Source organism: Aminobacter sp. MSH1 (assembly GCF_003071665.1).
In the GTDB taxonomy this organism is placed as follows: Bacteria; Pseudomonadota; Alphaproteobacteria; order Rhizobiales; family Rhizobiaceae; genus Aminobacter; species Aminobacter niigataensis.
In genome coordinates, this window is sequence record NZ_CP026265.1 from 4,192,073 (window position 1) to 4,207,087 (window position 15,015).

A 15,015-nucleotide genomic window follows, 5' to 3' on the forward strand; every position below is an offset into this window, starting at 1 on the left:
TCATTTCTCGACAGATTTCGCCGGCAGCAGATAGCCGGCGACCGAATGGTCGGGATTGAGGTATTTGGCGGCAACCGCCTTGATCTGGTCGGCGCTGACCGCCCGTATCCTGTCTGGCCACTGCCTGATGTCGTCCACGGTGCCGCCGGTGGCCAGCGTACTGCCATAGATATTGGCCATGCTCGCCTGGTTGTCGCGCGCAAAGATCATCGAGCGGACAAAACGGTCCTTGGCCTTTTCAAGCTCGTCCGATGTCACGCCATCCTTGATGATGCGGCGGATTTCGACGTCGACCGCGGATTCGACCTGTTGCAGCCCGGCCTCGCCACGCGGTGCGCCATAGACAGTGAAGCTGGTGTCGTCGACCATCGTCCCCTCGAAGAAGGCACCGGCGGACGAGGCAATGCCATCCTTGACGACCAGCGCCTGATAAAGCCGGCTGCGGTTGCCGCCACCCAGGATCTCCGAAAGCAGATCCAGCGCCTCTGCCTCGCCGGCTTCGGCGGTCTGGTAGGACGGCACCACCCAGGCCTTGGAGAAGCTGGGCACGCTCACCCGCTCGTCGGTAAGCTCGACCGTGCGCTTGGTGTTCTGCTCCGGCTCCGTCGGGCGGATACGCGGCGGAAGCTCGGGGCCACGCGCGACCTGGCCGTAGGTCTTCTCGGCAAGCGCCTTGACGTTTTCAGGCTCGACATCGCCGGCGACGATCAGGATCGCGTTGTTGGGCGCGTAATACCTGTCGTAGAAGGCGGTCGCATCGAGCCGGTTCAGCTTCTCGATCTCGTGCATCCAGCCGATGACCGGCGTGCGGTAGGGCTGGTTCTGGAACAGCGTCGCATCGACTTCCTCATTGAGCAGAGCGCCGGGATTGTTTTCGATGCGCGAGCGGCGTTCCTCGAGGATGACGTCTCGCTCGGGGCCGATCACCGCGTCGGTCAGGACCAGGTTGCGCATCCGGTCGGCCTCGAAGCCCATCATGGTTTCGAGCGCGCCGGGGGTCACCGTCTGGTGGTAGGCCGTGTAGTCGTAGGTAGTGAAGGCGTTCTCGCTGCCGCCGATCTCGGCGACCTTTTGGCCAAACTCGCCAGCCTTGTGGTTGGTCGTGCCCTTGAACATCAGATGTTCGAAGAAGTGAGCGATGCCGGACTTTCCCGGCATCTCGTCCGCGCTGCCGACCTTGTACCAGACCATGTGGGTGACGATCGGCGCGCGATGATCGGGGATGACCACCACCTGCATGCCGTTGTCGAGCGTGAAGCTGGTGACGTCCCAGTCGCCGCGCGGCGCTTCGGCCAGAACCGGTCCTGCCCACGCCAGGCCCAAGGCGAGCGCGGCCGGCAGCGAGCCCTTCGACCGCAAGAATCCCAAAATCATCAACTGCCTCTGAATGTGAACGTGCTGCCTTATAGGCGTTGGCACAAAGCGGCGGGAAGTGAATTGTTCGTAATGAAGCCCGAACAAGGCCACACTCAGGCGGCAAGCGCGCCAATTTTGCGAAGTGGATCTGGCGGCCGACAACAATTTCGCCAGATCAGGACTGCCAAGTCATTGGAACAGTTGGTATTATAGCGACAGGGAACGGCGAACGCTGGCCCTCTTCGTAGTTTCGTGAATGGAGAGCAAAAACAGGAGGAACGGCGATGACTGTAGTTGCCCATGCGGACCAACAGCGTGAAGAGTGGCGGGCGGGGGTCATCAGCCGGATGCAGATCTCGGCCCTCAACGGCGCAACTCAGCTTTGCATTTTCGAACAATGGCTGCAGCCAGAAGCCGGACCTCCCACGCATTGGCACCCTGTCGAGGAGGTGCTCACCGTACTCTCAGGCGAAGCCGAGATGTGGATCGACGAAAAACACGTTGTCCTCGCCGGCGGACAGTCGCTCATTGTTGCAGCCCGTCAAAAACACGGTTTCCGAAACGTCGGCTCTGGAACACTCCACGTGCATGCGGTGCTTGCAGCGCCAATCTTCGAGGCGACCTTTGACGGCTCCGCCGAACCGGTGCGGCGCTGGATCCCGCGGCAGCCAGGCCCGAATCAAGCGATTGGATCGATCAGGCAGCTTCGATGAAGCGGATCACGGTCTCGCCATAGGAGCGTTCGTCGACGACGGAAAAGCCGGGGCCCGGCTCGAATGGAGCCGATGCCACCTCTTCCACCACGCACAGCGCGCCCGGCGCGAGCCAACCGCCGGCTTGGGCGGAACGTAACGCGCCTTCGCCCAGTCCCTTGCCATAGGGCGGGTCGGCAAAGACCAGGCCAAACGGTCCCAGCGTGCCGGCATCGCCGAGGCCAGTCGCGTCGCGACGGAAGATCTTCGTCCGCCCGGTCAGACCAAAGCTTTCGACATTGGTACGGATGAGCCCGCGGCCCTCCGCGGACTCCTCGATGAACACACAATAGGAAGCACCGCGCGACAGCGCCTCGATGCCGAGCGCGCCGGTGCCGGCAAAAAGATCGAGCACGCGCGCGCCAGCGAGCCTGCCGCCAAAGCGATGGGCGAGCATGTTGAACACCGCCTCGCGGGTGCGATCGGTGGTCGGGCGGATGGCGTTGTCACGCGGCGTGGCCAACGGCCTTCCGCGCAATTCGCCACCGACAACCCGCATCAGCCGCGATCCTTGCGCGGACCGCCCGGCCGGCCGCCACGCGGACCATCGCCCTTGGGCCTGTCGAAGCGGGGCTTGTCCGAGCGAGGCTTATCAAAGCGCGGCTTGTCGCGCGGCGGCCTCGCGGCTGCTTCGGCCTTGGCCTTTTCGCTTTGCGGACGCGCGCCCGGTGCCATCCAGACATTGGCCTGGCGCGCACCAGGGGTTTCGAACGGCTTCTTCTCGCGCTCGTCGCCCTTCCTGCCGCCAGACCGGGGCTTGTCACCGAACTTCGGCTTGTCGCCAAACTTGGGCCGATCACCGAATTTCGGCTTGTCGCCGAACTTTGGCTTGTCACCAAAACTCGGCTTGTCGCCGAAGGTGGGGCGCTCGGTCGACAGGCGTCCCAGCACGTCTTCGCGGTGACGTTCATTGGAACGCTTGCGGTTCTTGATCAGGCCGCCCTCGCCGATACGGCCGCGTTCGCCGTCGCGCTGGAACTTCGGACGTGCCGGTTCTTCCTCGCGCGGCTCGCGGGCGCGCACCGTGGGCTTGTTGGAGAAGGGGTTGACGATGTCGGCATCGAAATTCGCACCGGCTTCCTCGATCAGCCGCTCGCCCAGCTGGTCGCGCAGCATCTTGCCCTTGATCTCCTGGACGTGCCCCTCGGGCAGTTCGCCAAGCTGGAACGGGCCGTAGGAGATGCGGATCAGCCGGTTCACTTCCAGGCCGAGCGCGCCGAGGATGTTTTTGACCTCGCGGTTCTTGCCTTCGCGAAGGCCGATGGTGATCCAGGCATTGGTGCCCTGCTCGCGGTCGAGGGTCGCCTCGATCGAGCCGTAGAACACGCCCTCGACGGCGATGCCGTCCTTGAGGCCGTCGAGCGTCTTCTGCTCGACCTTGCCATGGACGCGCACGCGGTAGCGCCGCAGCCAGCCGGTCGCCGGCAGCTCGAGCACGCGCGACAGCCCGCCGTCATTGGTCAGCAGAAGCAGCCCTTCGGTGTTGATGTCGAGACGGCCGATGGTCATCAGTCGCGGTAGTTCGGCCGGCAGAACGTCGAAGACGGTCTTGCGGCCTTCGGGATCGCGGTTGGTCGTCACCAAGCCGGCCGGCTTGTGGAACAGGAACAGTCGGGTGCGCTCGATCGGCGGAATCTCGGTGCCGTCGAGGAAGATGACGTCGTTCGGCATGACGTTGAACGCCGGCGACGACAGCACCTGGCCGTTGACCCTGACGCGGCCAGCAGCGATCAATTCCTCGGCATCGCGACGTGACGCGATGCCGGCACGCGCCAGCCGCTTGGCGATACGCTCGCCCGGCTCGGCAGCCTCTTCCGTCTGGCGCGGACGCGGCTTGAAGCCATCGTCCTTGGGACGGTGGTCGCCTTGCGGCCTTGGACGGAACGTCCTCGCCTCGCCGCCTTCGCGCTTCTCATAAGCCCTGCCGCCCTCGGGGCGTGGGCCTGAACGGAACGGGCGGTCGCCACTTGCGGGCCGCGCCTCGCCGTCGCGTGGACGGAATTCGCGGTGCGGACGCTCGCCGCCTTCAGCAGGACGCGCACGATACGGCTTGTCACCACCAAAGGAGCGGCCGCCCTCGCGCTTCTCGTAGGGCTTGCCCTCGGGGCGCGGGCCCTTGTGGAATGAGCGCTCGCCGCCGGCAGGACGCGCCTCGGCGTCGCGCGGACGGAATTCGCGGTGCGGACGATCGCCGCCTTCAGCAGGACGCGCACGATACGGCTTGTCACCACCAAAGGAGCGGCCGCCCTCGCGCTTTTCGTAGGGCTTGCCCTCGGGGCGCGGGCCCTTGTGGAAAGGACGTTCGCCGCTTGCCGGCCGCGCCTCGCTGTCGCGCGGACGGAATTCGCGCTTGGGACGTTCGCCACCCTCTGCGCCCTCGGCGGGACGCGCACGATAAGGCTTGTCGCCGCCAAAGGAGCGGCCGCCTTCGCGCTTCTCGTAAGGCTTGCCCTCAGGGCGCGGGCCCTTGCGGAACGGCGTCGCCGAACGTTCGGGACGCGCAGCACCGTCGCGCGGAGCAAAGTCGCGCTTTGGACGCTCGCCGCCCTCGGCACCTTCAGCGCGCTTCACAAAAGGTTTCTTGGCAAACGGCTTGGCGCCGCCTTCGGTGCGTGGCTTGCCGAATTTCTTCGCGCCGCCATCGCGGCCACCTGCGCCACCCGGCTTGGAGCCGCCCTTGCGCGGGAATTTCTTACGATCGTCGTCCATGGTGGCCTTTGCCCTTTTCGGCGGCTAGATAACAGGAAGCTCGGGGGTTAGCGAGGGGTAACAGGATGGTTGAGGCGTGAAACGGCCCGATTACATGGCATTGGCGTTCGCGGAAGCAGAAGCTGCCGCCAAACGCGGCGAGGTGCCGATCGGCGCAGTCGTCGTCCGTGGCAGCGAAATCGTCGGCCGCGCGGGCAACCGCACACGCGAACTGAACGACGCCACGGCCCATGCCGAAGTGCTGGCGATCCGCGAGGCGTCGGAGAAATTCGGCTCCGAGCGGCTCACCGGCCACGACCTCTATGTCACGCTGGAGCCCTGCACCATGTGCGCGGCCGCCATATCGTTTGCGCGGCTGAGGCGGCTCTACTTCGGCGCGGTCGACGACAAGGGCGGCGCTGTGATCAGCGGCGTGCGCTTTTTCGCCACGCCGACCTGCCATCACGCTCCTGACGTCTATCCGGGGATAGGCGAAACGCGGGCCGCCGAAATACTGAAAGGTTTCTTCAAGGACCGTCGCGACCTTTAGGGGCGCGCGACGCGTCAGCGTTGGATCAGAACGGCCACCAGCTGCTGCCCTTCTTGGCAAGCTTCTTCTTGCGGCGTTCCTTCTTGATCTCGTCTTCGCCGAGCTCATCCTGCGCAGCACTTGCTGCTGCCTCGCGATACACCAGCGGCGGCTCGCTCAGATACTTGCGCGTGCTGGCACTGCCCTGCTTGTTCTCGCGCAGGCGGCGCTCGATCTCTACCTTGCGCTGCGCGGGCGTCCACTTGCTCATATCCGGGCCGTTCAGCGACGTCATGTCGTTGACGACCTGAGGCTCAAAGTTCGGATTGTCGCGATTCTTGGTCGCATCGTCGCGGATGCGGGCACGACGTGCCTCCGGCGATTCGGGCCAATCGGCGCTGGCCGTGCTGACGATGTTGTCCTGCGGCGCCGGAAGTGCTGCCTGCGCCCCGGTCTTGGGCTTCACCAGTTCAGGGCGCGGCTTGTAATCGATGCTGTTGGTCTTGGGCTTCATCGAGAACATGTTGGTGACGTCGCCGGCAAGCTGCTCGGTCGCTGTCTTGTCGGTGCCATAGGTGGGCGCGCTCATGCAGCCCGTCAGCGCCAGGCCGGAAACGGCGAGCGACGCAAGCAAAGCTCCACGCGCGCTGATGCGGTCCGTCATGCCAGTAATTTTCACTCGAACGCCTCTCGCTAGATGCCGGCCTTGAGCCGGGTCCCGATCCGTTTGCTCATCCGACGGAAATCCGGCGACAATTTGTCTGCCGAAGTTTCGCGCTTTTACCTTAATGGGCCGTCAAGGGCAACGACCGGCGGGAGATGTCCAACCGGTCGTTGCATTTCGGCAACCAGCCTAGAGCCGGCCGAGGGCCTGCAGTTCGTGCAGCGCGGCTGCGTCGCGGGCCGATACATCGGCAAATGCAGCGTCCGAGCCGACATCGCCGGTGTAGCGCCACGAACGTGCGCACTTGACCAGCCCGCGGCCATCCGCCTTCTCCACGACCACCGCCACGCCGGGAACCTCGCGCAAGGCGAAGGCATCAGCCGGAACGTCGCCGTGCGAGATGACGAGATCGCTGGTGATGCTGATCTCGGCCAGATCGATACCGGTCAGTGCCTCTTCGAGCACCGCATCGGTCATGTAGACGACCGGCACGGCCTCCAGGGACGAGCCGATGGTCTTCTTGGCACGCTCAAGCTCCAAAGCACCGGTCACCACGCTGCGAACCTGGCGGATCTTGCGCCATTTCTCGGCCAGCGCCTCGTCGCGCCAGGCAGCCGGCACGTCGGGGAACTGGTCGAGGTGCACCGACTCGGACTGCGGGTTGCGCTCGAGCCACGCCTCTTCGGTGGTGAAAGGCAGCATCGGCGCCAGCCACTTGACCAGGCAGTTGAACAGTTCGCGCACGACATGGACGGCGGCCTTGCGACGCACGCTCGATGGCGCGTCGCAATAAAGCACGTCCTTGCGGATGTCGAAGTAGAAGGCCGACAGCTCGACGACCATGAAGTCGATCAGCGCACGCGTGATGCGCTTGAACTCGAAGTCGTCATAGCCCTTGCGCACCAGTGCATCGAGTTCGGCAAGCCGGTGCAGCATCAGCCGCTCCAGTTCCGGCATTTCGGCAAGTGCGATCTCCTCGCCTTCGTCATGGGCGAGCGTGCCGAGCATCCAGCGGATGGTGTTGCGCAGCTTGCGGTAGGCGTCGATGTTGGTCTGCAGCACGTTCTTGCCGAGGCGCTGGTCTTCCCAATAGTCGGTCGTCATCACCCACAGGCGCAGAATATCGGCGCCCGACTGCTTCATGACATCCTGCGGCACGACCGTGTTGCCGAGCGACTTCGACATCTTGCGGCCTTCCTCGTCCATGGTGAAACCATGGGTGACGACTGCTTTGTAGGGCGCACGGCCGCGGGTGCCGCAGCTTTCGAGCAGCGACGAATGGAACCAGCCGCGATGCTGGTCGGAGCCTTCGAGATAGACATCGGCCGGCCACTTCATGTCCGGACGGTCTTCCAGCGTAAACACATGCGTCGAGCCCGAATCGAACCAGACGTCGAGGATGTCCATCACCTGCTTCCACGGCTCATTGGCGCGCGAACCCAGGAAACGCTCGCGCGCTCCTTCGGCAAACCAGGCGTCGGCACCTTCCTTTTCGAAGGCCTCGACGATGCGGGCATTGACCGCCTCGTCCTTCAGCACCTTGCCGTCGGCGTCGGCGAAGATGGCGATCGGCACGCCCCAGGCGCGCTGGCGCGACAGCACCCAGTCGGGGCGATCCTCGATCATCGCGCGCAGGCGGGTCTGGCCGGCAGCGGGCACGAAGCGCGTGTCGTCGATGGCCTGAAGCGCGCGGCTGCGCAACGTCGTGCCGTCGCCGAGCTGCTTGTCCATATAGACAAACCACTGCGGCGTGTTGCGGAAGATGATGGGCTTCTTCGAACGCCAGCTATGCGGATAGCTGTGCTTGAGACGACCCCGCGCGAACAGTGCCTTGCGCTTGATCAGCTCTTCGATCACCGCCTTGTTGGCGTCGCCCTTCTTGCCGTGATCGTCGATGACGCGGACTGCACCACCCTCACGATCGGGACCGAAGCCCGGCGCGTCCTTGGTCAGGAAGCCGGCATCGTCCACCGTGAAAGGGATCGCCGGGTCGATGCCGCGCTTCTCCAGCTCGGCAACCGCGTCCATCCACGCGTCGAAATCCTCGCGGCCGTGGCCGGGTGCGGTGTGCACGAAGCCGGTGCCGGCATCGTCGGTGACATGATCGCCCGACAGCATTGGCACGGGGAATTCGTAGCCGCCGCCAAGGCCTTCGAGCGGATGAGAAAGCACAAGCTTTCCAAACTCTTCACCAGAAACGCTGCGAAGCAGATTCAACGTCACCTTGGCTTTGGCCGCAGCTTCTTCAGCCAAGGCTTCGGCAAAGATCAGCTTTTCGCCCGGCTGCGGACCGAAATCGTTCTCGGCTGCAGTGACTTCATAGAGGCCGTAGCCGATGCGCGGCGAGTAGTTCACCGCGCGGTTGCCGGGGATGGTCCAGGGCGTGGTCGTCCAGATGACGACATGGGCGCCGGCCAAGGCATCCGAGCCGGAAGCCACCGGGAACTTTACCCAGATCGTGTCGCTCTCGTAGTCCTGGTATTCGACTTCGGCCTCGGCGAGCGCGGTACGCTCGACAACCGACCACATCACTGGCTTGGAGCCGCGATAGAGCTGGCCCGACATGGCGAACTTCAACAGTTCGCCGGCGATGCGCGCCTCGGCGTGGAAGTTCATGGTCGTGTAGGGATTGTCGAAATCGCCGATGACGCCGAGGCGCTGGAACTCCTCGCCCTGAACCTTGATCCAGCCGGCGGCGAATTCGCGGCATTCCTTGCGGAACTCGTTGATCTCGACTTCGTCCTTGTTCTTGCCGGCGGCGCGGTACTTCTCCTCGATCTTCCACTCGATCGGCAGGCCGTGGCAGTCCCAGCCCGGAACGTAGTTCGAGTCGTAGCCGCGCATCTGGAACGAGCGGGTGATGACGTCCTTGAGTATCTTGTTCAGCGCATGGCCGATATGGATGTTGCCGTTGGCGTAGGGCGGGCCGTCGTGAAGCACGTATTTCTCGCGGCCGGCAGCGCTTTCGCGCAGGCGCTTGTAGAGGCCCATCTTCTGCCAGCGCGCAACCGTCACCGGCTCTTTCTCGGGCAGGCCGGCGCGCATCGGAAACTCCGTCTGCGGCAGGTAGAGGGTCTTGGAATAGTCGATCTTTTCGGACGTATCGGTCATCTGTCTTGCCATCTTGCCCGGCAAAGCTGCCACGGGCGTTCAACTGTCGTGATCTGGAAAAGGCGCCCTACGGCGCGCACGCAAAGTCGTCCCGGACTTGCGGACGCGTCAAAGCGTCCGGAAGGCCGGGCCCATAATTCGTATCGAAGTCGCGAAGATAGGCGCGAGAAATCTCATGGCCGCGCTTTTAGCGGAGGCGCGACGCGGAATAAAGCGTCTAATTCGCCCGAATTCAAAGGTTGAAGTCGAAGCGGTAGCTGGTCGAGACGCCAACCGTCAGCTGGTCGCGCGAACCACGCTCCTTGACGATGGTGGAATCCGCCGCCGGCCCCATCAGTCGCGAATACTCGGTGAACAGGCTGGCGGTGACATTGTCGGTCGCCTTCCAGGTGATCGCACCGCCGATGCCTGCCGACTTCATGCCGCTGCCCGGATCATACTGGCTGATGCCTGATGCCAGCGCTTCTTGCGCGCTGACACCGTAGTAGGTGTCGAAATAGTCGTCAGTGGCGAAAGAAACGCGCGGCCCGCCGGAAACTCGGATCGTCGGCGTCACATCGTGGAAGGCATCGACAGCAACGTCGGCGACAATGCCGCTATGAGCGCGGATGCCGTGGCGCACTTCGGCCCGGGCACGCACCCAGTCGGTCGGATAGAACTCGAAGAACCCGCCGACTTCGCCGCCCCAGCGAACATCGTGGAGCCCCTGGAGCTCGTCCTCGGCATCGCGGCCGAAGATGATCTTGCCGTTGAGACCGGCACGCACGCCGCCGCCGTCGATCAAGGCCAGGGAAATATTATCATTGCGCGAGGAAAAGCGCGTCTCGCTGCCAGCCTTGCCGAGCGAGATGATCGGCTGGGCGGAGAACATGTATTTCTTGGAGCCTTCGAAGCTGGGCGCGACCATGCCAGTGGCGCCGAGCGTCAGGTACCAGTCGCCGGAAAGGAAGCCGAAAGCGCCCTCGCCGGCCATCGCCGGTCCATTGACCAAGGCAAGAACGGAAACGGCTGCCGAAATACGACCGATAGACCTCATCACAACCCCGCGTACGCTACGAAACCAATCGCCAGGAACAATCGGTGTGACGCCAACAACGTAAAATTTGAATTAAGTTCGTTCGTTCGCACTGACGTTTATTTCCCTCCCAGGTTGCCCGCCACTGGACCGACTCGGTTGCCAAGACTAGCCTCCGAAACCGGCACGACGCCACCGTTGTTGAAAATTGTTCAATTCAAGGAGACGGGATCGATGGCAACTTCCGATCAAATGCCCCAGGGCAACCTCGCCGAAATGCGCTCGAAATGGGGCTGGTTCGTCGCGCTTGGCGTGCTCGTGCTGGCGCTCGGCATCATTGCGGCCGGCAACCTTCTGGCCGCCACCGTAGTGTCGGTATTCTTCGTCGGATCGCTCATGATCGTGGCGGGCGTGATCGAGATCATCCACGCGTTCGGCGTGAAGAGCTGGGGCAGCTTCTTCTGGTGGCTGCTTGGCGGCGTCCTCTATGTCGTCGCCGGCTGGCTCGCCTTCGTCAACCCGGTGCTGACCTCGGCCATCCTGACACTGCTGCTTGCCGCCAGCCTCGTCGCCTCGGGACTGATGCGAATCTGGATGGGCATCAAGGGCAAGTCGGCTCTGGCCAGTTGGGGCTGGATCGTCGCAGCCGGTGTCGTCACCGTGCTGGCAGGCCTTGTCATCGCCGCAGGCTGGCCGGTCAACAGCCTCATCATCCTCGGCATCTTCCTGGCCGTCGACCTGATGTTCCAGGGAATCACCTACATCGCCTTCGGCCTGGGGCTGAGGAAAGGCGCCTAGAAGGCGATCGCCCGATCAAGCTCCGAGAGCGGGCGCACGCCGGAGAGCAGCGCCCTCGCCTCGGCTTCGTCGCTCTTCATCTGGACGACCAGTGCGTCGAGGCCTTCGAATTTCACCTCGCCCCTGAGGTAGCCGAAGAACGACACCGAGGCGACCTCGCCGTAAAGATCTCCTGAGAAGTCGAAGACAAAGGTTTCCAGCAGCGGCGCGCCATGGTCGTCGACAGTTGGGCGGCGGCCGAAGCTGGCAACGCCGTCATGTAGCGTGCCATCGGCACGGCGGAAGCGAACGGCATAGATGCCTTCCTTGAGCCCGGCCTCGGACGACAGCCGCATGTTGGCTGTCGGAAATCCCAGCGTGCGGCCCAATTTCGCGCCGCCCACGACCTCGGCCTCGACCGTGTAGCGATAGCCGAGCAAGCCGGCCGCCTCCGCCGCCTCGCCTTCGGCCAGCAGTTCGCGGATACGGCTTGACGATATGATCTCGGTGCCCTCGTCGCGAAAGGCGTCGACCAGCGTCACCCCAAAACCGTGGCGTTCGCCCGCTGCCATCAGGAAGGCCGGGCCGCCCTGGCGGTTCTTGCCGAAGTGGAAATCGAAGCCGGTCACCGCGTGGCTGATACCAAGCTGCTGCTCCAGTATGGCGATGACGAAATCCTCGGCGGAGAGGCCGGAAAATTCGCGCGTGAAAGGCCGCTCGATGACCCCGGCGAAGCCAAGCGCCTCGATCAGCCGCGCCTTGACATGCGGCGGCGTCAACACGAACAGCGGCGCATCAGGCCGGAACACCTTTCGCGGGTGCGGTTCGAAGGTCAGCACCAGTGCCGGCACGCCGCGCTGGCGCGCCTCTTCCAGCGCGCGCTCCAGCACCGCCTGGTGGCCGCGGTGGATGCCGTCGAAATTGCCTATGGCAACGACGCCGCCGCGCAGCCAATCCGGCACTGCTTCCTCACCTGCAACGCGAAGAAAGGCCTGTTCCATCGTTTCGCCTACCGAAGCCTTGGAATGGTGGCCACCGGTGCGTAGCCATGCTTGTCGAGAAACGCTGCAAGCTTGTCGGCATCGGGTGCCAGTGGATCGCCATAGTCGCGGGCGTGAATGCCGCCCGAGACATAAAGAACGTCGACGCCGTTGTCGGCTGCACCCTTGACGTCGGTGAACATGCCGTCGCCGATGGCAAGCGCTTCCGATGCCTTGACCTCGCGGCCGAGTACTTCGCCGGCGGCGGCGAGTGCTGCCTCATAGATCGGCCGGTGCGGCTTGCCCGAAACCAGCGTACGACCGCCAAGCTGGCCATAGTCACGCGCCAGCGCTCCAGCGCACCAGATCAGTTCGTGACCGCGCTCGACCACGATATCAGGGTTGGCGCAGATGAACGGCAGGTTGCGGGCCCGCAGGCGCCGCAGCATCTCGGCATAGTCGTCGGGCGTTTCGGTCTCGTCGTCGAAAAGCCCGGTGCAGACCACGACGGACGCCTCGAACTCCTCGACCAGATCGACATCGAGACCGTCATAGATCGGGAAGTCGCGCTCAGGCCCGATATGGAAGACGCGGCGTGGCCCGGAGCTGATCAGGTCGCGCGTCACGTCACCCGAGGTGACGACGCGATCCCAAGCGGAAGCCGGCACGCCGAGGTTCGCCAGTTGTACGATGACACCGTCGCGCGGGCGCGGTGCGTTGGTGATGAGCACGACGGCCACACCCTTCGCGCGTGCCGCCTCAAGCGCTGCCGCTGCTTCCGGGAAAGCGTGCACACCATTGTGGATGACGCCCCAGACGTCGCACAGCAGGGCCGAGTAGCGGCCCGTGAGGGCTTCGAGCGACGCGATTGATTGCGGCAAACCCGCCATTGTCTGTCCTTCGATCGTTCCCAAAGGGGGAGTTTTGGCCGAGCGGCCAGGAAGCCCGGAATTATCCGAACCAGCCCTGCCTGTCACCAGCTTTCGCGGCATGACGTCCCAACACCGACGAAACCGCAGTTCGCCCGCAGGCACATTGGTTATCGCTTTACTAAGCAATCACTCATATTTCTCGCGATTTCGAGAACCGCAAATTTAAGGATTTCATGAGATCGTCCCTAGGTTGAGCTTGGGGAAGCAATCCAATGATCCGCAAATTCCTGAAGGATACGCGCGGCAGCTATGCCATTCTGACGGTCGCAGCGATGGTGCCGATCATGGGCGCGCTGGCGCTTGCCATCGATTACGCGGAAGTGTCGCGACAGCGCGAGGTGGTGCGCAACGCACTCGATGCTGCCGGCATGGCGGTTGCGCGGCGAATTCTCGATGGCAAGCCGGGCGAACAGCCGACGGACGACCAATTGAAGGCTTATGCCACCGATTTCTTCAACAACAATCTCGGCTCGGTCAAACCTGCCAACGCCCCGCTGAAGGTGACGCTTCCGAACGCCGAATTCGGCGGCGGAACCTTGGAAATGGAGTCCACGCTCAAATATGAGCCATATTTCCTGCCTGCTGCAGCCGCGCTGATAGGCAAGTCCAGCAGTGACATTGACCTGAACTTTGTCGTCCGATCGGGCATCCGCCTGAAGAACACGCTGGAAGTAGCTCTGGTGCTCGATAACTCGGGATCGATGAGCTACCTCGGATCTGGCACCGGCCAGAAACGCATCGACTTGCTGAAAAACGCATCCAAGCAGCTTGTCGACACTCTGGCTATGCAAGCCCTGCAGATGAAACAGATCGACAAGCCGGTTCAATTTGGGCTTGTGCCCTTTGCGGCCTCGGTCAATGTCAGCCCCACCAATGCGAACCAGTCATGGATGGATGTCGACGGAATCTCGCCGGTCCATCACGAGAATTTCGACTGGTCTACATTGAACGCATCAAACAAGTACGCCGAAAAGACGGGCGATGTCTGGTACAAGCGGGGCAACGGCTGGGGTGAAACAGAGGACACCCCGCTGACACGGTTTTCGCTTTACATGGACACCGAGAAAGTCGTGGCGCGCGAGTTCGTCGAGACCAGCCGCGAATGGGTCTGCGTGAAGAAGAAAAACGGCAAATGCCAGACATATGACTGGAAGATCGAGGGATACAACGTCGATATTCCCGGGCCTTTCGCGACCTGGCAAGGCTGTGTCGAGGCGCGGCCAGCCCCCTACAACAACAACGATGTCACTCCCAGCACGAGCAATGCTGCGACACTCTTCGTGCCGATGTTCGCGACCGACGAGCCTGGCGACAATTGGGCAACCGAGACGGACAGCACCCCAGACGACCGCAACGCGGTCAACAATTGGTGGAACGATGGCATCGAGGGTTCCGACACACTGACCAACAATCGCTCCCGTCAAAAGAACATGACGAAGTACTTCGATATTCGTCCCTTCGATGCCGACCCTCCCAAGAAGGGCAACGGGCCAAATTACTCCTGCACGACAAACCCGATCACCCCGTTGCGGGATGTCAGCAAGGCGGACGAGAAGCAGCAGATCAAGGCCGCGATCGACGAGATGACGCCAAGCGGCAACACTAACGTGCCTGAAGGCACTGCTTGGGGCTGGCGTGTTGTCTCGAGCGGAGCCCCCTTCACCGAAGGCAGGGCGGACGGTGAGAGGGGAAATGACAAGGTCGTCATCGTGCTCACCGACGGCGCCAATACCTATGGCGACCTTGGAAGTGCCGATCCTGCCGGCAACAAATCGACATATGCGGCATATGGCTACACGGGCAAGGGCTACAATGGCAGCGGCACCAGCCGCATCTTCATGGACACCAGTTCCGCTGTCGGCAAGTCCACCTACACCAGCGAGAACTACCAAGCCGCGATGGACGAGCAGATGCAGCAGGTCTGCACCAAAGCCAAGGGAACAAGTGCCCGCAATGACCAAGGCGAAGGCAACGACAGCATTATCGTCATGACCGTCTCCCTGGATCTCACCGAAGCCAAGAGCGATGAGAAGAAGGCTATCGCCGCTCTCAAGAATTGTGCGTCCTATTCCCGCACGACGGTTGGGAAGAAGCTGTATTGGAATGCCACCGGCGACACCCTGATGCAGGTCTTCAAGGAAATCGCGGACGAGCTGTCCAACCTGCGCATCGTCAGCTGACGCAGACTGTCACCGACGGACAAAAGGCGCC

Annotated in this window: 12 protein-coding genes; 4 read left to right on the forward strand and 8 right to left on the reverse strand. The window is 63.1% G+C overall.

The window, feature by feature from the left end:
- Positions 1-1,374, reverse strand: coding sequence for a pitrilysin family protein (locus tag CO731_RS20645; protein ID WP_108608625.1), 1,374 nt, complete (start codon positions 1,372-1,374; stop codon positions 1-3).
- A gap of 266 nt (positions 1,375-1,640) precedes the next feature.
- Between CO731_RS20645 and CO731_RS20650 the strand changes: the two genes are divergently transcribed.
- Positions 1,641-2,069 carry a cupin domain-containing protein gene (locus CO731_RS20650; protein WP_245439436.1) on the forward strand — a complete coding sequence of 143 codons (429 nt, stop codon included), beginning with the start codon at positions 1,641-1,643 and terminating at the stop codon, positions 2,067-2,069.
- On the opposite strand, the gene rsmD is transcribed toward CO731_RS20650, so the two are convergent.
- Complete coding sequence (rsmD, locus tag CO731_RS20655) at positions 2,053-2,607, reverse strand: 16S rRNA (guanine(966)-N(2))-methyltransferase RsmD (protein WP_108608626.1); 555 nt, start codon at positions 2,605-2,607, stop codon at positions 2,053-2,055. The two genes, CO731_RS20650 and rsmD, sit on opposite strands and share 17 nt — an antisense overlap.
- Positions 2,607-4,817 carry a pseudouridine synthase gene (locus tag CO731_RS20660; RefSeq protein WP_108608627.1) on the reverse strand — a complete coding sequence of 737 codons (2,211 nt, stop codon included), beginning with the start codon at positions 4,815-4,817 and terminating at the stop codon, positions 2,607-2,609. The genes rsmD and CO731_RS20660 overlap by 1 nt, the downstream gene beginning before the upstream one ends.
- 76 nt (positions 4,818-4,893) lie before the next feature.
- Here CO731_RS20660 and CO731_RS20665 point away from each other — a divergent pair, with 76 nt between their 5' ends.
- Positions 4,894-5,346 (forward strand): nucleoside deaminase, encoded by a 453-nt coding sequence (locus CO731_RS20665; RefSeq protein WP_108608628.1) that lies wholly within the window; start codon positions 4,894-4,896, stop codon positions 5,344-5,346.
- A 25-nt stretch (positions 5,347-5,371) separates the two neighbouring features.
- Here the strand turns inward: CO731_RS20665 and CO731_RS20670 are convergent, their stop codons facing one another.
- The 3 genes from CO731_RS20670 to CO731_RS20680 form a co-directional block, all read right to left on the reverse strand.
- Positions 5,372-5,989, reverse strand: a complete 618-nt coding sequence (locus CO731_RS20670) for a hypothetical protein (protein ID WP_183262100.1) — start codon at positions 5,987-5,989, stop codon at positions 5,372-5,374.
- 189 nt (positions 5,990-6,178) lie between these two features.
- Positions 6,179-9,100: an isoleucine--tRNA ligase gene (gene ileS / locus CO731_RS20675; RefSeq protein ID WP_108608630.1), complete on the reverse strand. Its 2,922-nt coding sequence runs from the start codon at positions 9,098-9,100 to the stop codon at positions 6,179-6,181.
- A gap of 232 nt (positions 9,101-9,332) precedes the next feature.
- Entirely contained in the window at positions 9,333-10,136 is an 804-nt protein-coding gene (locus CO731_RS20680; RefSeq protein ID WP_108608631.1) for a MipA/OmpV family protein, read from the reverse strand.
- A gap of 213 nt (positions 10,137-10,349) precedes the next feature.
- Here CO731_RS20680 and CO731_RS20685 point away from each other — a divergent pair, with 213 nt between their 5' ends.
- Complete coding sequence (locus CO731_RS20685) at positions 10,350-10,913, forward strand: HdeD family acid-resistance protein (protein WP_108608632.1); 564 nt, start codon at positions 10,350-10,352, stop codon at positions 10,911-10,913.
- Here CO731_RS20685 and CO731_RS20690 read toward each other — a convergent pair.
- Together CO731_RS20690 and CO731_RS20695 are read right to left on the reverse strand one after the other, a co-directional pair.
- Entirely contained in the window at positions 10,910-11,893 is a 984-nt protein-coding gene (locus CO731_RS20690) for a bifunctional riboflavin kinase/FAD synthetase (protein WP_108608633.1), read from the reverse strand. The genes CO731_RS20685 and CO731_RS20690 overlap by 4 nt on opposite strands.
- 8 nt (positions 11,894-11,901) lie before the next feature.
- Positions 11,902-12,762: a TIGR01459 family HAD-type hydrolase gene (locus CO731_RS20695; protein WP_108608634.1), complete on the reverse strand. Its 861-nt coding sequence runs from the start codon at positions 12,760-12,762 to the stop codon at positions 11,902-11,904.
- A gap of 254 nt (positions 12,763-13,016) precedes the next feature.
- On the opposite strand from CO731_RS20695, the gene CO731_RS20700 reads away from it, so the two are divergent.
- Positions 13,017-14,984: a pilus assembly protein TadG-related protein gene (locus CO731_RS20700; RefSeq protein WP_108608635.1), complete on the forward strand. Its 1,968-nt coding sequence runs from the start codon at positions 13,017-13,019 to the stop codon at positions 14,982-14,984.
- The last annotated feature ends 31 nt before the right edge of the window (positions 14,985-15,015 follow it).

Coding starts and splice junctions, on each gene's coding strand:
- CO731_RS20680 (WP_108608631.1), bottom strand. CDS start 10,136: ATGAGGTCTATCGGTCGTATTTCGGCAGCCGTTTCCGTTCTTGCCTTG.
- CO731_RS20645 (WP_108608625.1), bottom strand. CDS start 1,374: ATGATTTTGGGATTCTTGCGGTCGAAGGGCTCGCTGCCGGCCGCGCTC.
- CO731_RS20700 (WP_108608635.1), top strand. CDS start 13,017: ATGATCCGCAAATTCCTGAAGGATACGCGCGGCAGCTATGCCATTCTG.
- rsmD (WP_108608626.1), bottom strand. CDS start 2,607: ATGCGGGTTGTCGGTGGCGAATTGCGCGGAAGGCCGTTGGCCACGCCG.
- CO731_RS20685 (WP_108608632.1), top strand. CDS start 10,350: ATGGCAACTTCCGATCAAATGCCCCAGGGCAACCTCGCCGAAATGCGC.
- ileS (WP_108608630.1), bottom strand. CDS start 9,100: ATGACCGATACGTCCGAAAAGATCGACTATTCCAAGACCCTCTACCTG.
- CO731_RS20690 (WP_108608633.1), bottom strand. CDS start 11,893: ATGGAACAGGCCTTTCTTCGCGTTGCAGGTGAGGAAGCAGTGCCGGAT.
- CO731_RS20650 (WP_245439436.1), top strand. CDS start 1,641: ATGACTGTAGTTGCCCATGCGGACCAACAGCGTGAAGAGTGGCGGGCG.
- CO731_RS20670 (WP_183262100.1), bottom strand. CDS start 5,989: ATGACGGACCGCATCAGCGCGCGTGGAGCTTTGCTTGCGTCGCTCGCC.
- CO731_RS20660 (WP_108608627.1), bottom strand. CDS start 4,817: ATGGACGACGATCGTAAGAAATTCCCGCGCAAGGGCGGCTCCAAGCCG.
- CO731_RS20695 (WP_108608634.1), bottom strand. CDS start 12,762: ATGGCGGGTTTGCCGCAATCAATCGCGTCGCTCGAAGCCCTCACGGGC.